This is a genomic window from Fontisubflavum oceani, from assembly GCF_030407165.1.
Classification (GTDB): Bacteria; Pseudomonadota; Alphaproteobacteria; order Rhodobacterales; family Rhodobacteraceae; genus Rhodophyticola; species Rhodophyticola oceani.
The window spans coordinates 1,621,931-1,640,725 of sequence record NZ_CP129111.1; the positions used below are offsets into that span (position 1 = coordinate 1,621,931).

Below are 18,795 nucleotides of genomic sequence, written 5' to 3' on the forward strand. Positions count from 1 at the left end.
ACGTGGACGGTGGTGATCGGAAGAGTAGCGGATGCGGTTGGCCGCGGGATCGAGGATGTGACCTCTTCCGTGGCCGAGACCTTTCTCGACCCGGTGATCCGTCTGGGCGTGACGGGGCTGAGCCGGGCCGGCAAGACGGTGTTCATCACGTCTTTGGTGGCCAATCTGCTTGATCGCGCGCGGATGCCGGGCCTGGAAGCCACTCAGTCGGGCCGTATCCAGGCGGCGTTTTTGCAGCCGCAGCCGGATGACACCGTCCCGCGGTTCGATTTTGAAACCCATCTCGCGGCCCTGACCGGTCCCGCGCCGTTTTGGCCCGAGAGCACGCGGCAAGTCTCGGAATTGCGCCTGTCGCTCCGGGTGCAGCCGAAGGGGCTTCTTTCGGGCTTGTCGGGGCCTAAGACGGTGCATCTGGACATTGTCGATTACCCTGGCGAATGGCTGTTGGATCTTGGGTTGCTGGACCAAACCTATGCCCAATGGGCCGCTGCGGCCTTAGAACAAGCCAAAACCCGCCCCGGTGGCGCGTCTTATCTGGCGCAGCTGAATGACCTTGACCCAACGGCGATGCTGAAAGAGCCAGAAGCGCAAGCCTTGGCGCGCGCATACACGGCCTATCTGACGACGGCGCGCGAGGCGGGGTTTTCCGATTGCACCCCGGGCCGATTCCTTCTGCCGGGTGAGTTGGAAGGCAGCCCGGCCTTGACCTTCGCGCCGTTGCCGGAAAGCGCCACGCCGCGCGGCTCTCTCGCCCGCGAGTTTGCCCGCCGGTTCGAAGCCTATAAAGCGCAGGTCGTCAAACCCTTCTTCCGCAATCATTTTTCCCGGATCGACCGGCAGATCGTCTTGGTCGATGCGCTTGGCGCAATCCATTCGGGCCCGCAAGCTGTGGAAGACCTCCGCCAGACGATGGCGGGCATCCTCAGCGCCTTTCGCCCGGGGCGGAACAGCTTTCTGACTGCGATCATGGGGCGTCGGACGGATAGAATCCTCTTTGCCGCGACCAAGGCCGATCATCTGCATCACACGCAACACCCGAAGCTGACCGCGATTATGGAGGCCTTGGTGCGCGACGCGCGCGACCGGGCCGATTTTGCCGGGGCGAAGACCCGGGCGATGGCGATTGCCGCGCTGCGCGCGACGGTGGAGGAAACACGAACCCATAACGGCGAAACGCTCGATTTGGTGCGGGGCAGCTTGCTGGATGGCGGCAAGCAGGCGGCGTTTCACCCCGGAGACCTGCCTGAGGATCCCAATGCGTTGATGGTGCCGGCACGCCAAGGCGCGGAGGCCTGGCTCGACGCGGATTTCGATGTGATGCGCTTTGCGCCGGCGCAGTTATCGCTAAAGCCGGGGGAAGGGCCGCCGCATATTCGGCTCGACAGTGCAGCGGAGTTTTTGCTCGGCGATAAACTCAGATGACGGGCATGCGGCACATCGCAGAGGGGGGCCAGCCCCCGACCTAGGGTCTCCCCCGGGATATTTGGAAAGCAGAGAGGCAGGACCCAGCCATGACCGACCGCAAAGGCCCCGTGCTGATCGAACTGGACGAGGCGCCAGAGATGGGGCCGGGCGCGGCCCCGCCCGTGCCCGATGCGTTGCCGGTCGCGAATGGTCAGGCGATGCAGATCATGGCCGCTTTGGCCACGCGCCGCCCGTCGCGTTTGGGGCGGTTTTTCTGGGCAGCGACATTGGCGCTTCTGGGGTTCGTGCTCTCGATCACGGCGTGGAATTTCGTCACTGGGCTTTTGGCGGCCAATCCAGTCTTGGGATGGGTGGCAACCGGGCTGGTAGGGTTGGTGCTATTGGCGTTGATCCTGATCGCGTTGAAGGAAGCGGCGGCGTTTTCGCGGCTTGGTCGGCTCGACAATCTCAGGCGTGAGGCAGAGGCGGCGCTGAGCGCTGCGGATTTGGGGGCGGCGCGCAACGTGGCCACTCGGCTTTCGGCGCTCTACCGAGGCCGGGCCGAACTGCGCTTGGGCCGCGAAGCTTTGGACCGTCGGATCCGCGATGTTTTCGACGCCGAAAGCCTGTTGGCCTTGAGCGAAGCCGAACTGCTTGTGCCGCTCGACCAAGCCGCTCGGCGTGAGGTGGAGGCCGCCGCCCGACAGGTGGCGACGGTCACCGCTCTGGTGCCGATTGCCTTGGCCGATGTGATCACCGCGCTGACGGCCAATCTGCGGATGATCCGGCGGATCGCGGAGATTTATGGCGGGCGCTCGGGCACGCTTGGCGCTTGGCGGCTGACCCGGGCGGTTCTGACTCATTTGGTGGCCACGGGCGCTGTCGCCATCGGCGATGATTTGATTGGCTCGATGGCGGGCGGGTCGGTCCTGTCGAAGGTGTCGCGCCGGTTTGGGGAGGGATTTGTGAACGGTGCGTTGACGGCACGTGTTGGCGTAGCCGCGATGGAGGTTTGTCGCCCGCTGCCTTTTGGTGACAATCGCCGCCCAAGCGTTACATCCCTCGTGAAACGTGCCCTGACCGGGCTTTTCGGCCAGAAGGAGGACTAAATGGAATCGCTTGCCGCCGATCTTCGCACGATGGTGCGCACGCCGCTGCATGAGGACCATGTGCGTGCGATGCGCCGCGTCGGCACCGATAGGGTGCTGAAAACCGGGGATTATCTGTTCCGCCCTGGCGATGTGCTTGAGACGTTTTGCTATCTTCTGGAAGGGGAGTTGGAAGCGGTCGATGCGCGCACGGGCGAACGCTATGGCACGTCGACGCTTGGCCCGACGCAGTTCTTTGGCGACATTGCGTTTTTGTCGGGTGGTAAGACGATGATGGGCTCCCGCGCGGTGCAGGACTGCCGTGTCTTATGTGTCGAGCGCGAGGTGATGCTGGACCTGATGGCGCGCATCCCAGAGATGTCCGATATCATCATCACGGTTCTGGCGGCGCGTCGCCGGGCCCTGCTTGAAAGCGGGCAGGCGAGTCTCACGCTGATCGGGGCGGAGGCGGATCGAAACATCCGACAGATCGCTAGTTTCGCGGGGCGCAATCGTATCCCTGTGCGCTCGCTGACGTTGGATGAGCATGAGGCGGAGGCCTTGGCCCATCAATGCGCCATCGGCAAGGCACAGCCCGCGGTGATTTTCGGAAAATCCGAGGTGTTGGAGAACCCAACCCCGGCCCGGCTGGCGCGGCGGATCGGATTGGACCTCTCTTTTGATCCGGACGAGGTGCATGACGTCTTGATCGTGGGCGGCGGCCCGGCAGGCGTTGCGGCCGCTGTTTATGCTGGCTCAGAGGGGATGAATGCGCTGGTTTTGGAGGATATGGCCATCGGCGGGCAGGCGGGCACCTCCAGCCGGATCGAAAACTATATGGGGTTTCCAACCGGCATTTCGGGGGCCGATCTCTGCTGGCGTGGCGAAGTGCAGGCGATGAAATTCGGCACGCGCTTTGCCGTGCCGCGCCGGGCGGCGGGTCTTTCTGTGCGTTCTGACGGCGCTTTCTGCGTCGCATTGGAGGATGGGTCGGAAACCTGCGCCCGCGCTCTGGTTGTCGCGACCGGCGTGCAATATCGCCGCTTGCCGATTGATGGGTTGGAGCGGTTCGAAAATGGCGGGATCTATTACGCCGCCACCGATGTCGAGGCGCGCTATTGCCGCGATACCGAGGTTGTGGTGATCGGCGGCGGCAACTCCGCCGGGCAAGCCGCGATGTTCCTCAGCCGCACAGCGCGGCATGTGCATGTGCTGGTGCGCGGGCCGTCGCTCGCGGCCTCAATGTCGGATTATCTGCTCAGCCGATTGGAAGCCGACCCTGCGATCACCATCCATTATCGAACGGAGATGACCGCCTGCCATGGCGAGGAGGAGTTGGAAGCGGTCACCATCCGCGACAAATCTGAAGGCCGCGATTGGCAGATCAACACCCGCGCCGTCTTCATCATGGTTGGGGCCGCGCCCAACACCGCCTGGCTCTCCGGCCATGTGGATTTGGATGAGAAGGGCTTTGTCAAAACCGGGGCCGCAGTCGGCGCGGCTTCGGCCTACACCACGTCTCACCCAGGGATCTTCGCGGTGGGCGATGTGCGCGCCGGGTCGGTGAAACGGGTGGCCTCGGCCGTCGGCGAAGGGTCCGTCGTGATCAGCCGGGTCTGGGACCATCTTTCTGAGAACGGGTGAGGTGCCATGCTGCGCTCGCTTGGGTTGCGAAGTGATCTTTCGGTCTTGGCCGGTGTAAGCGAGGTCGAAACCTATCCGGATCGGATCGTTCTACGCACCCCGTCTGAGCCATCGTTTTGGTATGGTAATATGGTGATCTTCCGCGAGGACCACGTTGATCCGGAGGCGCAGATTGCCCAATTTCAACGCGATTTCCCCGATGCAGAGCATGTGACACTGGCCTGGGATGCACCGGGAATGGCGCGCGGCGCGGGCCATGCGGCGCTTGTCAAAATGGGGTTTGACCTCGACGAAGCCGATGTCCTGACCCTGACCGGGCCTCTCATCGCGAGCGAAGCGCCAGAAGGGATCACGATCCGTCAGATTGTGACTGATGCGGATTGGGAGCAGGTGATCGCGCTCCAAATCGAGACGGGGGTCGAACAGGGCTATGATCGCGTCGCACATATGCCTTATGTCCGGGCGCGGTGCGCCACGCGCCGCCGCCAGATCGCCGGGGGCGGTGCCTGTTGGCTCGGCGCGTTTGACGGGGACCTGCTGGTGGGTGATCTGGGCGTCTTTCTCGGCGAAGGCACGGCGCGCTATCAAAATGTGGAGACCCGGCCCAGTCATCGTCGGCGGGGCATCTGTGCGGCATTGGTGACCGCAGGCGCGGGGTGGGCCGCGGCGTGCGATCCAGACGCAATCCCGGTGATTGTGGCGGATCGAGATGGCGCGCCGGGCCGAATCTATCGCCGCTGCGGCTTTAGCTTGGCCGAGACGCTGATATCGGCTGTCAAAGGCAGCTATTGACGGCTGACATCACTGGCGGAACATGTCACCTCTAGCGCATGACCGCTGACCGTCCTCTTCTTGGCATCCTGCTAATGCTCGGGTTTTGCATGCTGATTCCCTTGGCCGATGCGCTGGCCAAGATTCTCGGCGATCATTTCCCGTTGCTGCAGTTGATTGTTGTCCGGTTTGTGGCCCAAGGGTTCCTGCTTTTGCCGCTGGCGCTGGCGGCGGGCGCGATCCTGTTTCCGTCGCGGCGGATCACTCGGCTGATGTTTCTGCGGACGATTTTGCAGATCACCGGGCTTGCGCTGATGTTCACGGCGCTCCGTTATCTGCCGCTGGCCGATGCTATCGCGATTGCGTTTGTGATGCCGTTCATCATGCTTTTGTTGGGCAAATACGTCCTGGGTGAGGAGGTCGGCCCGCGCCGCTTGGCGGCCTGCGCGGTTGGCTTTGTCGGCACCCTGATGGTGGTGCAGCCGAGCTTTGCCGAGGTTGGCGCGCCCGCCCTTTTGCCGCTTGGCGTGGCGCTTGTTTTTGCGCTTTTCATGCTGGTCACGCGCCAGATCGCCAAAGAGGTGGATCCGATGGCGTTGCAGGCGGTTGCGGGGCTGATGGGGCTGCCGATCTTGTTGCCGCTGTTTCTCTTCGCGCCGGGGCCGGGCAGCCCGCCTGCGATTGGGTGGATCATGCCGCAGGGGGTCGACATTTGGCTGCTTGTCGCGCTTGGGACCATTGGCGCGGCGGGGCATCTGTTGATGACCTGGAGCCTGCGTTTTGCGCCGTCGGCGACCCTGGCGCCGATGCAGTATCTGGAGATCCCGATGGCCACGCTGGTCGGCTGGCTGATCTTCCGCGATCTGCCGAACGGCTTGGCGGCGGCCGGTATCCTCCTAACCTTGGCGGCGGGACTCTACATCGTGATGCGCGAGCGGGCGGTGATGCGCGCTGCGGCAGAAACCGGCTAGGCGGCGCTGCGCAATTGGGACGCCAGCCGCGCGGCGCGATAAGCCTCCCCTCGAACCGGCAGAGCACGGGTGCAGCGGTCGGACCATAGGCGGCGGGCCTGCGGATCAGGTCGGGAAAGAGGCTGATCAGCTCGGCCAAAGGTGCCTCGTCCAAGGCGGAGATCGCCATATTGGCCGGGAAGAAGCTTTCGCTCAAACAGCCCTCCGCCTCCACCACCCGGTGCCGGTCAAACATCAGATGGGTGTAGCTGATCTGCCCACCGCTGCGCCGGGTGATCCCTGGCAGACCAACCAGATGTTTCGCAGCCAATAACGCGCTATCGCAGCCGAAGAGCAACTCAACTTCACTGCCGCAGAGATACATTCGATGCTCAGGCGACACACACAACTCGCGGGTGTTTCCAAGCGCGCCTTCGGCAATCACCACCGGCGCAAACGTGCCTTGCGCCGGGACGGTGGTTCGCCCGATCCATGACACCGCGCAAGATGGATCGTCCAATGTCCAAATCCGGTCGCCGATCCGCACGTCTTCAACCGCCACCAACCCGTCTAAGCCGCGTATCAACGTGCCGGGCCCGAAACACGGGATAAAATCGCGATAGCGCGAGGTGCCGTCATTATTGCCGCCGGTTTTCACATAGCTTGTGCCGTCGACTAGCGCGGTATCTGTCGCAAAGCCCCAAACATCCGAGGTGACACCGCCTTGGGAGAACACATAGACGGTGATGGTTGGGCCGGTTTCATTGCCGAACTCATCCAACGCGCGCAGAAAGATCTGTGATTCCGATTCGACTTCGGTGCCATCGGCCACAATGCCACCGCCATCGATGATGACGTGATCGGCTTCGTCATCATCGTTGAACCGATTTCGACCGCCACCTGTGTCATCGAGCGTGACCTCTGTCCCGAAACCCTTGCTATACTCGAAGATCGTGCCGTTCGGCGTATCAGAGTTGTTGATAATCGAACTGCCGGGGGTGAGCGATGGCGATGCATTGGAGACGGTTAATCCAATGCTATCAAACGCGAAGAACGTTCTAGCGACCACAGCGCATCCAACTCAGTAAAAAGTCCATAAGCCTATATGATCGGAGAGGCGGGCCAGGAGATGAACACCTTGCGGCAATTCTAGGGCATCGTTTTCAACTACGGCCAAACTCCGCCGGTGAAATCGGGGCAAGCCCCATGATTTCGGCAGGATATCGCCATGAGCCGGTGCGCGAACGGGTTATGCTGGGCCCGGATCAGAGATTATCGGAAGAACTCGCAACCGCGAATCGGTCGCGGGACGTCGCGCGGATCAAGGTGCGGTGCAGGCCTGGCCCACGCAATCGACGCTGCGCCGCATAACGGCATCTGACGTTTCTGCCGCATTTGCGTGTCTTTACCCCGCCTGACACCAAGCTTATAAACCGCCCCATGACGTATCGCAGCTTGCGGATCATCATTCGAATTATAACCCCGGCTCTCTAAGAACTGAGACGCCGGGACAAGGTGTTTGAGCCATCGCACCGCCCTGATATTTCAAGAGACATCCGAGACGAAGGACGCCGATCATGTGCGCCGAAACGACCGATCAAAACCTCGACTACAAATCCACGCTGAACCTGCCACGAACCGAGTTTCCGATGCGCGCAGGCCTGCCCAAGCGCGAGCCTATGTGGCTGGAGAAATGGGAGAAAATCGGAATCTATGACCGTTTGCGCGAAAAACAGGGCCGCAAACCCTTCACGCTGCATGACGGCCCGCCCTATGCCAATGGCAATCTCCATATCGGCCACGCGCTGAACAAGATCCTGAAAGACATGGTCGTCCGCTCGCAGCAGATGATGGGCCATGACGCGCGCTACATCCCCGGATGGGACTGTCACGGCCTGCCGATCGAATGGAAGATCGAAGAGAAATACCGCCAGAAGGGCCAGGACAAAGACAGCGTGCCGGTCAATGAGTTCCGTCAGGAATGCCGTGACTTTGCCCAAGGTTGGGTCGACATCCAACGCGAAGAGTTCAAACGCCTTGGCGTCACCGGCAAGTGGGAAAACCCCTATCTGACGATGGATTTCCACGCCGAGCGGGTGATTGCCGAGGAATTCCAGAAGTTCCTGATGAATGGCACGCTTTATCAAGGCTCCAAGCCCGTGATGTGGTCGCCGGTCGAGAAAACCGCCCTGGCCGAGGCCGAGGTGGAGTATCACGACCACCAGAGCCACACGATCTGGGTCACCTTCCCGGTCTTGAGCGACACCCGCACCGATCCGTTGGTGATGGGCGACGGCGTGACCACCGGGCGGGTGGAACCGCTTGGCGATCTGGATGGCGCGCATGTGGTGATCTGGACCACGACACCCTGGACCATGCCGCAGAACCGGGCGATCTGTTTCGGCCCGGACATCTCTTATGGGCTTTATGAGGTGACGGGGCGGCCCGAGGAATGCTGGGCCCAAATCGGGCGGCGGTACCTGATGGCCGATACCTTGGCGGAAAGCATCTTCACCCAAGCGCGGCTCGACGACAGCATGTATCGCCGGTTGCGCGATGTGACCGCGGATGAGCTCGGCGCGCTGGCCTGTGCGCACCCGTTGCGCGGGGCCGATGGCGCCGATGATGAGTGGGATTTCGATGTCCCGCTGCTCCCCGGCGATCATGTGACCGACGAGGCTGGCACCGGGTTCGTGCATACTGCGCCCAGCCATGGCGATGACGACTATCAGATCGGTGTCAAATACGGGCTGTCGATGACCTATAACGTGCTGGAAGATGGCTCTTTCCGGCCCGATCTGCCGTTTTTCGGCGGCACGCTGATCCTCAAGCCGAATGGCAAAGAGGGGAACGCCAACACAACCGTCATCGACAAACTGGTCGAGGTTGGGGCGCTTTTGGCGCGCGGACGTCTGAAACACAGCTACCCGCATAGCTGGCGGTCGAAAGCCCCGCTGATCTTCCGCAACACGCCGCAATGGTTCGCCGCGATCGACCGCGAGGTGGGGGACGGCCAAGACACTTATGGCAAAACGATCCGTGAACGGGCACTGACCTCCATCGATCAATTGGTGGAATGGACGCCGCAAACCGGGCGGAACCGGCTCTATTCGATGATCGAAGCGCGGCCCGATTGGGTGCTCTCGCGGCAGCGCGCCTGGGGCGTGCCGCTCACCTGTTTCGTCAAGAAAGGCGCCAAGCCGACGGATGCCGACTTCCTCCTGCGCGATGAGGCGGTGAATGCCCGCATCCTCGCCGCATTCGAAGAAGAAGGTGCGGATGCCTGGTATCAGGACGGGGCGAAAGAGCGGTTCCTGGGCAATGATCACAATGCCGAGGATTACGACCAAGTCTTTGATATCCTTGATGTCTGGTTCGATTCCGGCTCCACGCATGCCTTCGTTCTGCGGGACCGCGAGGACGGGTCGGAGGATGGCATCGCCGATGTCTATCTCGAAGGCACCGATCAGCATCGCGGCTGGTTCCATTCCTCGATGCTGCAAGCTTGCGGCACCAAGGGGCGCGCACCATACCGCGCGGTGGTGACCCATGCGTTCACGCTGGATGAGAAGGGCATGAAAATGTCCAAGAGCTTGGGCAACACCATCGTGCCTGAGCAGGTTGTGAAGCAATACGGCGCTGACATCCTCCGCCTTTGGGTGGCGCAGACCGATTATGTGCATGACCATCGGATCGGGCCGGAAATCCTGAAAGGCGTCGCCGACAGCTATCGCCGCTTGCGCAACACGATGCGCTTCATGTTGGGCAGCCTCGCCGATTTCACCGAGGCCGACCGGGTGGAGCCCGCCGAGATGCCGGAGTTGGAACGGTGGGTGCTGCATCGCCTGGCCGAGCTCGATCATCAGGTGCGCACGGGCTATGCGAGTTATGATTTCCAGGGCGTGTTCCAGGCGGTTTTCACCTTTGCGACGACGGACTTGTCGGCCCTCTATTTCGACATCCGCAAAGACGCGCTTTATTGCGACGGAGACACGGCGCGGCGGCGCGCGGCGCGTACGGTGCTCGATATCCTGTTCCACCGGTTGACCAGCTGGCTCGCGCCGGTTCTGGTCTTCACGATGGAGGAGGTCTGGCTGGAGCGGTTCCCGGGCGATGACAGCTCGATCCACTTGATGGATTTCCCGGATACGCCCGGCGAATGGCGCGATGAGCCGCTGGCGCAGAAATGGGCCAAGATCCGCACCGCGCGCCGGGTTGTAACGGCGGCCTTGGAGATCCAGCGTCAGGACAAGGTGATCGGTGCCTCGCTTGAGGCCGCGCCCGTGGTCCATGCTCGTGACCCCGAGATGCTGGAGGTTCTGAAATCCGTGGCGTTTGACGACATCACGATCACCTCCGCCCTGACCCTGACCGGAGACCCGGTCCCGGCGGAGGCGTTCCGCTTGCCAGAAACCGAGGGCGTCGGCGTGGTGTTCGAACCTGCCGAGGGCGAGAAATGCCAGCGCTGCTGGAAAATCCTCCCCGATGTGGGGCGGCATGCGCATCCGGGTGTCTGCGGGCGGTGCGATGAGGCGCTAAGCTGATCCGAACATGTGTCGCGGGCTGAGCGGCTCGCGGCACGCCGTGGCGATTTGGTGCCTTTGGCTGGTCAGTTTGCGGCTTGCCGGATCAAGGCCACCAGCGCCGGTGTCGGCAAGGGTTGACTGGGGAGCAGTTTCACATGCCGCCCAGTCTTGCTGGCGCCTTTGAGCAATTCGTCCGGGTCATCCAACTCGGCACCATGCACAAAGCCAAGATGTGCGCGGGCTTTGCCGCCATAGAGGTAGATGACGGGCTCCCCCTCTGCATTGAACCAAACGGGCGCGCCCCATTTCATGCCGGAAGCGGCCTCTGGAAGCGTATCTTCGAGAAGCGATTGCAACGCCTCCAACAACTCCCGAACCGGTTCGGGTCTGACGGCGATATATTCGGGAATTGTGGGCGGTGCTTTGGCCATAACCCAATTCTGCCACAAGGTTGCATTGTCGGTATTGCTTTGGATCAACCTCACGCGTTTGGCACGCGTGCGATTGTGCATCAGAGAACACGGACCTGTGGCTTGGGTTGCCCGCCCCGGCGGTCTAGATTGATGGCAACGCATCTGCCGTTCGGCAAGAAAAGGACCAACCGACATGACTGACAGCTACACCCCGCCCACCGTCTGGACTTGGGAGCAGGGCAATGGGGGTGAATTCGCCTCGATCAACCGGCCCATCGCCGGGCCGACTCATGACAAAGACCTGCCCGTGGGTATACATCCGTTGCAGCTCTACTCCCTGGCGACGCCCAATGGGGTGAAGGTCACGGTTCTACTTGAGGAGCTGTTGGCCGCGGGCCATGCAGATGCCGAATACGATGCTTGGCTGATCAACATCTCCGAGGGCGATCAGTTCGGCAGTGGCTTTGTCGATGTGAACCCCAATTCGAAAATCCCTGCGCTGATGGATCGCTCCACCACGCCGCCGACGCGGATTTTCGAATCCGGTGCGATCCTGCTCTACCTGGCCGAGAAGCATGGGGCCTTCGTGACCGACGCGAAAGATCGGCCCGAGATGCTGTCTTGGCTCTTCTGGCAGATGGGGTCCGCGCCCTATCTGGGCGGCGGGTTTGGCCATTTCTACGCCTATGCGCCCGAGAAATGGCAATACCCGGTCGACCGGTTCGCCATGGAGACCAAGCGCCAGCTCGATGTGCTGAACCGGCATTTGGCGGATAACGAGTGGATGGCCGGCGGGGTCTATACGATTGCCGATATGGCGATCTGGGCCTGGTATGGGCAGTTGGTTCTGGGCCGTCTCTATAGCGCGGCGGAGTTTCTGGATGTGGCCAGCTACACCCATGTGGTGGACTGGGCCGAACGTATCGACGCCCGCTCCGCCGTGCAGCGCGGCCGGATGGTCAACCGCGCCTTCGGTGAGCCCGAGATGCAGCTTCATGAGCGCCATGATGCCAGCGATTTCGAGACCAAGACCCAAGACAAACTGGATGCAGCGGAGTAGCCGATGGCGGCACAGGCAAGCGTCGAAACCCCCGTCGGTTGGTTAACCCTGACCGAGGAAGATGGCGCGATCACGGCTGTCAATTGGCGGGCAGGGGCGGGGGCGGCAGAAACTCCCGTCCTACGTCAAGCGGTCGCCGAGATTGACGCCTATTTCGCCGGGGACTTGACCGAGTTTACGGTGCCGCTGGCCGCAAAGGGGTCTGACTTTCAAATCGCGGTTTGTGATGCGATTTCGGCCATTCCCTTTGGCTATACGCGAACATATGGCGAGATCGCGAAAGACCTCGATCAATCCGCACAATCCGTTGGCCAAGCCTGCGGCGGCAATCCGATCCCGATCCTCATTCCATGCCACCGGGTGATGGGGGCCAAGGGCCTGACCGGGTTTTCCGGCGCAGGCGGGGTGGAGACCAAGGTTGCGCTACTGCGCCATGAAGGGGCGGCCTCCCTGCTGATCTAAGAGACGTTCATCGTTGAGAGGGAACCGGAATTTTTAAAAATTCCGGCCCGGAAAATTCATATTTTCCGGCGCCCTCACCCCTTGGTGCCGGACCAGGTTAGCTGCGCGTCTCCGGCCGTCATCGGCCCGCCCGCGCGATCAAACCGCAGATAGGCCAGCGCTTTGTTGCCCGATTGCGTGTGCAGCACCCCAACAGCGCGTCCATCCTCGGCCAGTATCTCCGTGCCAACCGGTGCCGCCCCATCAATCTCAACCTGAGCCAGACCTTTGCGCAACTCCGTCTTATGCTTCATCCGCGCCGTCACCTCTTGGCCCACATAGCAGCCCTTCCGATGATCCACGCCCGCGAGCCGATCAAACCCCATTTCCAGGATAAAACTCTCCTCTGGCCGCAACTCGACCCCGGTTTCCGGGATCACATGCGCCACCCGGATCGCCACCCAATCGATTTCCGGTGCTTCACCGTCGATCCCATAGCCCCGCCAGCCAAGCGCCGGATCGCGCGGGTCGGCCCAAGCACCATCCGGTACTGCGCCCAAGCCGCGCACGACGCCCAAACCGCTATCCTCAATCGTCACATCGGCGCGCAGCTTGTACATCATCAAGCGCTGCGCCAGCTTCGGGGCGATCTCCGCCTTCACATCCAGGAGGATGTGATCGCCCTGATCCAGCAAGAAGAAATCGGCCAGATACTTCCCTTGAGGGCTTAAGAGCGCGGTGTAGACCAAACCGCCGCCGACCGGTTTCACATCATGGGTGACCAACCCGTGCAGAAAATGCGCCCGATCCGCGCCACCGATCTTTAGCACCATTCGGTCCGTCGCAATTTCGCCTGGCATATCACCGCTCCTGATATCTCAAATCACACCTAATCATGACCGGGTCCCTGCCAAGACCTGTCCAGCCAATTGACCGCACGCACGCGCCGATTTACCCCTGATTTATCCGCGAAAGAAAGACCCCATCATGAGCCTTGCCAACGGTCGCCACTACCTTGCCATCCCCGGCCCCTCGGTTATGCCTGACCGGGTGCTGCAAGCCATGCACCGCCCCGCGCCGAATATCTACACCGGCGAGTTGGTCGACATGGTGGCCACCATCGTCCCCGATCTGAAAGCCGTCGCGCGGACGGAACATAACGTCGCGATGTATATCTGCAATGGCCATGGAGCCTGGGAAGCGGCGTTGACCAACACGCTCAGCCGCGGTGACAAGATTCTGATCCTGAGCACCGGGCGGTTCTGTCTGGGATGGGGCGAGATGGCGACGGCGCTTGGAGTCGAGGCGCAAGTGATCGATTTCGGTCAGACCGCGGATATCGATATGGCGCGCGTCGCCGAGGCGCTGGCTGCGGATAAAGCCCATGAGATCAAGGCTGTGTTGGCGGTTCAGGTGGACACCTCCACCTCGGTCAAGAACGACATCTTGGCCCTGCGGCAGACGCTTGATGCAGCGGACCACCCGGCGCTGCTGTTTTCCGACAACATCGCCTGTCTCGGTTGTGACGCGTTTGAGATGGATGCCTGGGGCGTCGATCTGATGGTCACCGGCAGTCAGAAAGGCTTGATGACCCCGCCGGGCATGGGCTTTGTCTATTATGGTCCGAAGGCCGAGGCCGCCCGGGACCGCGCCGATCTGGTGACGCCCTATTGGGATTGGCGTCCGCGCACCGATCCAGACATCTTCTATAAGTATTTCTGCGGAACGGCCCCGACGCATCACCTCTATGGGCTGCGCGTGGCGCTGGATATGATCCTAAAGGAAGAGGGGCTGGAGCAGGTTTGGGGTCGCCACGCGACTCTCGCCCGGGCGATCTGGACGGCCTTCGAAGCCTGGGGGCAAAGCGGCGCGATGCGATTGAACATCGCCGAGGCCGACAAACGCAGCAACGCGGTGACCACCGTCAATATGGGCGGCGGCAACGGCGCGCGGCTGCGCGATTGGATGATTGCCGAGGCGGGCGTGACCCTAGGCGTGCCGCTTGGCATGGACGATGCGCCAGAGGATTATTTCCGCATTGGCCATATGGGCCATGTGAATGCGCAGATGGTTCTGGGCGTGTTGGGCAGCCTCCAGGCGGGCATGAGTGCATTGCAAATCGCGCATGACCCCAACGGGTTGAGCGCGGCTGCCGAGGTGATTTCAGGCGCTGCTTAACTGGCCTCTGCCTCGGAGAGCGCCTCCGGCAGCGCGGCCTCGAACAGAGCCAAATCGGACTCTCTGCCGCATGACACGCGAATGCAGCGGTCTTGCGGCGGGGTAAACGGCATCCGCACGAAAATCCCGCGTTTGATCAGCGCGGCCAACACTGCACGGGCGAAATCACCATCGCTACCGCAATCGATCGTCACGAAATTGGTTGCCGAGGGCAGCGGTATCAGCCCATTTGTGCGTGCGATTTGGCCAATCCGATCGCGGGCTTTGGCGATCTCGGCGATGGTTCTATTGAGATACGCCTGATCCTCCAGCGCAGCCAGTCCGGCGGCTTGCGCCAGCCGCCCCATGCCAAAATGATTTCGAATTTTGTTGAAAGCCGTGATCAGATCCGCATGGGCCAGCGCATAGCCAACCCGCAAGCCCGCCAACCCGTAAGCCTTTGAAAAGGTGCGAAAACGAATGACGCGCTGATCGTCCATATCCAAAGCCGGCGCCGTGTCCGCCGGTGCTGTGTCCACATAGGCTTCATCCAGCGCCAGCAGGCATCCGTCGGGCACCGCGTCGTCTCATCGCCTGCACCGTCGCGGCGCCATGCCAGCTTCCCATCGGATTGTCCGGGTTCGCCAAGTAGATCAGCTTGGCGCGCGCGTCCCGGGCGCGGGTGATCAGCGCATCGGGGTTTTCGTGATCGCCTTGATAAGGCACCTGATGCAGCGCGCCGCCAAAACCAGTCACGTGATAGTTGAAGGTCGGATAGGCCCCGACGGAGGTCACCACCGCATCCCCTGGCGCGATCAGCAGCCGGCAGAGATAGCCCAGGAGCCCGTCAATCCCTTCCCCAACAACGATATTTTCCGACCTGACACCATGATGGGCGGCCAGCGCCTGGCGCAACTCATGCGCTTCGGGGTCGCCATACATCCAAGCATCCTGCGCGGCCTCGGCGATTGCGGTTTTCACCTTCGGCGAGGGCCCGAACACGCTTTCATTGGCCCCCAACCGGGCGGCAAATTCTGCGCCACGGGCGCGTTCCTGTGTCTCGGGGCCGACAAAGGGCACGGAGGCGGGCAGGGTTTCGACAAGTTGGGCATAACGAGGTCCGGTCATGACCGGAGAGAAGCCCGAAATCGAGGCAAAGCACAAGCCGGGAGTGATGCCGAATAGGTTACGAAAAATCCGCGCCTCGGCGATTTTCGTAACCTATTTGATGCGTCACAGCTGCGACCTGACCTAGCCGATCTCTTCGAGTCGGGCGAGAGCGTCGCGGATTTTGCCCTCTTCCTCCTCGCGGACGGCGAGATTGTTGCGGGTTTCCTCCACCACGGCGGCAGGCGCGCTTTCGGCGAATTTCGGGTTGTTGAGCCGTCCGCGCAACCCGCCCAACTCCTTGGCCAGTTTGCCCAAGACCTTCTCCAGCCGGGCCTTCTCCTCATCCACGTCGATGATATCGGCGATCGGCAGACCGAAGACACCGCCCTCAACCGCCACGGTCACGGCACCCTTCGGTAAGTTATCGACAACGGTCAGGCTATCGACCCGCGCGATCCGCTGAATGATCGCGGCGTTCTGGTTCCAGGCGGCTTGGCCGCGCGCGTCCAACTCGGCCTGCAACAGCGGCACTTTCAGGCCAGCGGGCACATGCATCTGCATCCGGACGGAGCGGATTTCGTCAATCATGGCAATGACCCAGGAGATTTCCCGGTCGGCCTCTTCGTCGATCAGTTCCGCGCCATAGCTCGGCCAATCGGCATGGATCAGCATTTTGGGGCGCTCGGCGATCTGCCCCCAAAGCTCTTCGGTGACAAAGGGCATCACTGGGTGGAGCAGGATCAGGCACTGGTCGATCACCCAGGCCATGGTGGCGCGGGTTTCGGCGATCACGGCCTCGTCGCCGGAGGCGAAAAGCGGCTTGGCGAATTCCAGATACCAATCGCAGACCCGGCCCCAAGTGGTGGCGTAAAGCCCGTTGGCGGCGTCGTTGAAGCGATAAGCGGTGAGCGCCTCGTCATGGGCGACGCGGGCGCGCGCGATCTCGCCCACGATCCATTTGTTCACGGTCTGGGTCACAGAGGCGGGGTCGAACCCGTCCATCGGTTTGCAGTCGTTCATCTCCGCGAACCGCGCGGCGTTCCAGAGCTTTGTGCCGAAATTCCGATACCCCGCCACGCGGTCATCGGAGAGTTTCACGTCCCGCCCCATCGCGGCCATGGACGCCATGGTGAAGCGCAGCGCGTCGGCGCCGTAGCTGTCGATCAGTTCCAGCGGGTCGAGCACGTTGCCGATGCTCTTCGACATTTTCCGGCCCTTCTCGTCGCGGACGAGGGCGTGAACATAGACATCCTTGAACGGGACTTCATCGACTACGGCAAGCTGCATCATCATCATCCGGGCGACCCAGAAGAAGATGATGTCGAAGCCGGAGATTAGGACGGAGGTTGGGAAATAGCGTTCCAGTTCAGGGGTTTGCTCGGGCCAGCCGAGCGTACCAATGGGCCAGAGGCCCGACGAGAACCAGGTGTCGAGAACGTCGGGATCGCGGTAGATGTAAATGTCATTGCGTTTGGTTGGTTCTAGCGAAGCAACATGCGCAAAAGCTTCGGCTTCATTCTCAAACGAAAACACTTCGCAGCCAGTTCGCTCCTTCGCAAGTCGTAGGGCTTCTGCCTCGTTAGGCGCACAGTAGACAAGGGCGTCTGAGCCGAGGTTGCCCGAACGAATATCCAAAAGCTGCTGCTCAACAAAAGCAATCGCAGCGTCGATTTTATCTCTTTTCTCGTCATCTTTGGTTCGACGATCCACAGAAGCCGTTCTTTTTAGTTCTTCTAAAGTGTTTGCGACAATTGCTTCTCTGTCCGCCGCATACCAAACCGGAATCTGGTGCCCCCACCAGAGCTGGCGTGAAATGGTCCAGGGCTGGATGTTTTCCAGCCAGTTGAAATACACCTTCCGGTGCTGCTCGGGCATGATGTTGGTGCGCCCGTTGCGAACCGCCTCCAATGCGGGTTCGACGATCTTGGCGGTGTCTACGAACCATTGATCGGTCAGGAACGGTTCGACCGAAACCTTGGAGCGGTCGCCATGGGGGACCATGTGCCGATCTGCGTCGATCCCATCGAGCCAGCCATTGTCCTCGGCCCAGGTGACAATCGCATCGCGGGCCTCATAGCGGTCGGCTCCGTCCAGCCGTTCGATGGCGGCCGCGATCAGGTCTTCCGGGCAACCTTCGGCGAAATCGGCATTGCCCCGCAGCGCCATCGCGGCCTTGGTGTCCATCACGTTGATGACGCGAAGGCCGGTGCGTTGGCCCACATCCCAGTCGTTGAAATCATGGGCCGGGGTGATTTTCACCGCACCGGTGCCCTTTTCCGGGTCGGCATAGCTGTCGGCCACGATAGGCACGCGCCGCCCGGTGATCGGCAGGATCACGTGCTTGCCAATCAGATGGGCATAGCGCCGGTCATCGGGATGGACCGCGACGCCGGTATCGCCCAACATGGTTTCGGGCCGGGTCGTGGCGACGGTCAGGTAATCGCGGGTCTCGGTGTCGGTGACATTGCCGTCCGCGTCGAATTCCACCGGGTGTTCATAGCTCTCGCCATCCTCCAACGGATAGCGCAGGCGCCACATATACCCGTCTTTCTCGATTTGCTCCACTTCGAGGTCGGAAATCGCAGTTTCAAAATGTGGGTCCCAGTTCACCAGGCGTTTGCCGCGATAGATGTAGCCCTTGTTATACATCTCCACGAAGACCTTGATGACCGCATCGTGGAAATTGCCCTGCTCGCCGTCGGGCGCATTGGGCGCGCCGGACATGGTGAAAGCGTTGCGGGACCAGTCGCAGGAGGCACCGAGGCGTTTGAGCTGGTTGATGATGGTATCGCCGCTTTCGGTCTTCCACTCCCAGACCTTCTTCAGGAAATCCTCCCGGCCCAGATCGCGGCGGGTGGCATTGCCCTCGGCGGCCAGTTTGCGCTCAACGACCATCTGCGTGGCGATGCCTGCATGGTCCTGCCCTGGTTGCCAGAGCGTGTCGAAGCCGCGCATCCGGTGCCAGCGGGTCAGGATGTCCTGCAGCGTGTTGTTAAAGGCGTGGCCCACATGCAGCGAGCCGGTCACATTCGGCGGCGGGATCATGATGCAGAAGGTCTCGTCGCGCGACGCGTTTGCGCCAGCTTTGAAAGCGCCCGAGGCTTCCCATTCCGCGTAGATCCGGGCCTCGGCCTCGGCTGCGTTAAAGGTCTTTTCCATCGCCTTATACCCTTGGGGTTTTGTCTGTCTGGGATCATCTAGCGAAGCGCGCCGGAAAGGCCAAGCCTCGAT

General features: G+C 61.7%; 12 protein-coding genes and 2 pseudogenes. 9 read left to right on the forward strand and 5 right to left on the reverse strand.

Annotation, left to right across the window (positions count from 1 at the left end; all coding sequences use genetic code 11):
- Positions 1 to 9: 9 nt before the first annotated feature.
- From QTA57_RS08430 to QTA57_RS08450, 5 genes are all read left to right on the forward strand, one after another.
- Complete coding sequence (locus tag QTA57_RS08430; protein WP_290154503.1) at positions 10 to 1,422, forward strand: YcjX family GTP-binding protein; 1,413 nt, start codon at positions 10 to 12, stop codon at positions 1,420 to 1,422.
- 89 nt (positions 1,423 to 1,511) lie between these two features.
- On the forward strand, positions 1,512 to 2,513 hold the full coding sequence (locus QTA57_RS08435; protein ID WP_290154504.1) for a YcjF family protein: 1,002 nt from the start codon (positions 1,512 to 1,514) through the stop codon (positions 2,511 to 2,513).
- The gene (locus tag QTA57_RS08440) at positions 2,514 to 4,136 is read left to right on the forward strand and encodes an FAD-dependent oxidoreductase (RefSeq protein ID WP_290154505.1); all 1,623 of its coding nucleotides are present in this window, start codon (positions 2,514 to 2,516) and stop codon (positions 4,134 to 4,136) included.
- A gap of 6 nt (positions 4,137 to 4,142) precedes the next feature.
- A complete protein-coding gene (locus QTA57_RS08445; protein WP_290154507.1) occupies positions 4,143 to 4,928 on the forward strand; it encodes a putative GNAT family N-acetyltransferase in 786 nt (261 codons plus the stop codon).
- A 38-nt stretch (positions 4,929 to 4,966) separates the two neighbouring features.
- Entirely contained in the window at positions 4,967 to 5,878 is a 912-nt protein-coding gene (locus tag QTA57_RS08450; RefSeq protein ID WP_171561236.1) for a DMT family transporter, read from the forward strand.
- A 232-nt stretch (positions 5,879 to 6,110) separates the two neighbouring features.
- Here QTA57_RS08450 and QTA57_RS18585 read toward each other — a convergent pair.
- Positions 6,111 to 6,926, reverse strand: a pseudogene (locus QTA57_RS18585) (Hint domain-containing protein); the annotation flags it as partial.
- A 508-nt stretch (positions 6,927 to 7,434) separates the two neighbouring features.
- On the opposite strand from QTA57_RS18585, the gene ileS reads away from it, so the two are divergent.
- A complete protein-coding gene (gene ileS, locus QTA57_RS08455) occupies positions 7,435 to 10,401 on the forward strand; it encodes an isoleucine--tRNA ligase (RefSeq protein WP_290154510.1) in 2,967 nt (988 codons plus the stop codon).
- Between the two features lie 65 nt (positions 10,402 to 10,466).
- Here ileS and QTA57_RS08460 read toward each other — a convergent pair whose 3' ends face one another.
- Positions 10,467 to 10,814: a DUF1801 domain-containing protein gene (locus tag QTA57_RS08460; RefSeq protein WP_290154511.1), complete on the reverse strand. Its 348-nt coding sequence runs from the start codon at positions 10,812 to 10,814 to the stop codon at positions 10,467 to 10,469.
- A gap of 175 nt (positions 10,815 to 10,989) precedes the next feature.
- Here QTA57_RS08460 and yghU point away from each other — a divergent pair, with 175 nt between their 5' ends.
- Both yghU and QTA57_RS08470 read left to right on the forward strand, forming a co-directional pair.
- Positions 10,990 to 11,856 (forward strand): glutathione-dependent disulfide-bond oxidoreductase, encoded by an 867-nt coding sequence (yghU, locus tag QTA57_RS08465; RefSeq protein ID WP_290154513.1) that lies wholly within the window; start codon positions 10,990 to 10,992, stop codon positions 11,854 to 11,856.
- A gap of 3 nt (positions 11,857 to 11,859) precedes the next feature.
- Entirely contained in the window at positions 11,860 to 12,318 is a 459-nt protein-coding gene (locus QTA57_RS08470) for a methylated-DNA--[protein]-cysteine S-methyltransferase (RefSeq protein WP_290154515.1), read from the forward strand.
- Positions 12,319 to 12,392: 74 nt separating this feature from the next.
- Here the strand turns inward: QTA57_RS08470 and ygfZ are convergent, their stop codons facing one another.
- Complete coding sequence (gene ygfZ / locus QTA57_RS08475; RefSeq protein WP_290154517.1) at positions 12,393 to 13,157, reverse strand: CAF17-like 4Fe-4S cluster assembly/insertion protein YgfZ; 765 nt, start codon at positions 13,155 to 13,157, stop codon at positions 12,393 to 12,395.
- A 127-nt stretch (positions 13,158 to 13,284) separates the two neighbouring features.
- Between ygfZ and QTA57_RS08480 the strand changes: the two genes are divergently transcribed.
- Positions 13,285 to 14,475 (forward strand): pyridoxal-phosphate-dependent aminotransferase family protein, encoded by a 1,191-nt coding sequence (locus QTA57_RS08480; RefSeq protein WP_290154519.1) that lies wholly within the window; start codon positions 13,285 to 13,287, stop codon positions 14,473 to 14,475.
- Here QTA57_RS08480 and QTA57_RS08485 read toward each other — a convergent pair.
- Together QTA57_RS08485 and QTA57_RS08490 are read right to left on the reverse strand one after the other, a co-directional pair.
- Positions 14,472 to 15,582, reverse strand: a pseudogene (locus tag QTA57_RS08485) (pyridoxal phosphate-dependent aminotransferase). The gene QTA57_RS08480 and the pseudogene QTA57_RS08485 overlap by 4 nt on opposite strands.
- A gap of 123 nt (positions 15,583 to 15,705) precedes the next feature.
- A complete protein-coding gene (locus tag QTA57_RS08490; protein WP_290154521.1) occupies positions 15,706 to 18,723 on the reverse strand; it encodes a valine--tRNA ligase in 3,018 nt (1,005 codons plus the stop codon).
- Between the last annotated feature and the right edge of the window lie 72 nt (positions 18,724 to 18,795).

Excerpts from the sequence above, each read along its gene's own strand:
- ileS (WP_290154510.1), top strand. The coding sequence starts at position 7,435 with ATGTGCGCCGAAACGACCGATCAAAACCTCGACTACAAATCCACGCTG.
- QTA57_RS08480 (WP_290154519.1), top strand. The coding sequence starts at position 13,285 with ATGAGCCTTGCCAACGGTCGCCACTACCTTGCCATCCCCGGCCCCTCG.
- QTA57_RS08490 (WP_290154521.1), bottom strand. The coding sequence starts at position 18,723 with ATGGAAAAGACCTTTAACGCAGCCGAGGCCGAGGCCCGGATCTACGCG.
- yghU (WP_290154513.1), top strand. The coding sequence starts at position 10,990 with ATGACTGACAGCTACACCCCGCCCACCGTCTGGACTTGGGAGCAGGGC.
- QTA57_RS08435 (WP_290154504.1), top strand. The coding sequence starts at position 1,512 with ATGACCGACCGCAAAGGCCCCGTGCTGATCGAACTGGACGAGGCGCCA.
- QTA57_RS08445 (WP_290154507.1), top strand. The coding sequence starts at position 4,143 with ATGCTGCGCTCGCTTGGGTTGCGAAGTGATCTTTCGGTCTTGGCCGGT.
- ygfZ (WP_290154517.1), bottom strand. The coding sequence starts at position 13,157 with ATGCCAGGCGAAATTGCGACGGACCGAATGGTGCTAAAGATCGGTGGC.
- QTA57_RS08460 (WP_290154511.1), bottom strand. The coding sequence starts at position 10,814 with ATGGCCAAAGCACCGCCCACAATTCCCGAATATATCGCCGTCAGACCC.
- QTA57_RS08470 (WP_290154515.1), top strand. The coding sequence starts at position 11,860 with ATGGCGGCACAGGCAAGCGTCGAAACCCCCGTCGGTTGGTTAACCCTG.
- QTA57_RS08450 (WP_171561236.1), top strand. The coding sequence starts at position 4,967 with ATGACCGCTGACCGTCCTCTTCTTGGCATCCTGCTAATGCTCGGGTTT.
- QTA57_RS08440 (WP_290154505.1), top strand. The coding sequence starts at position 2,514 with ATGGAATCGCTTGCCGCCGATCTTCGCACGATGGTGCGCACGCCGCTG.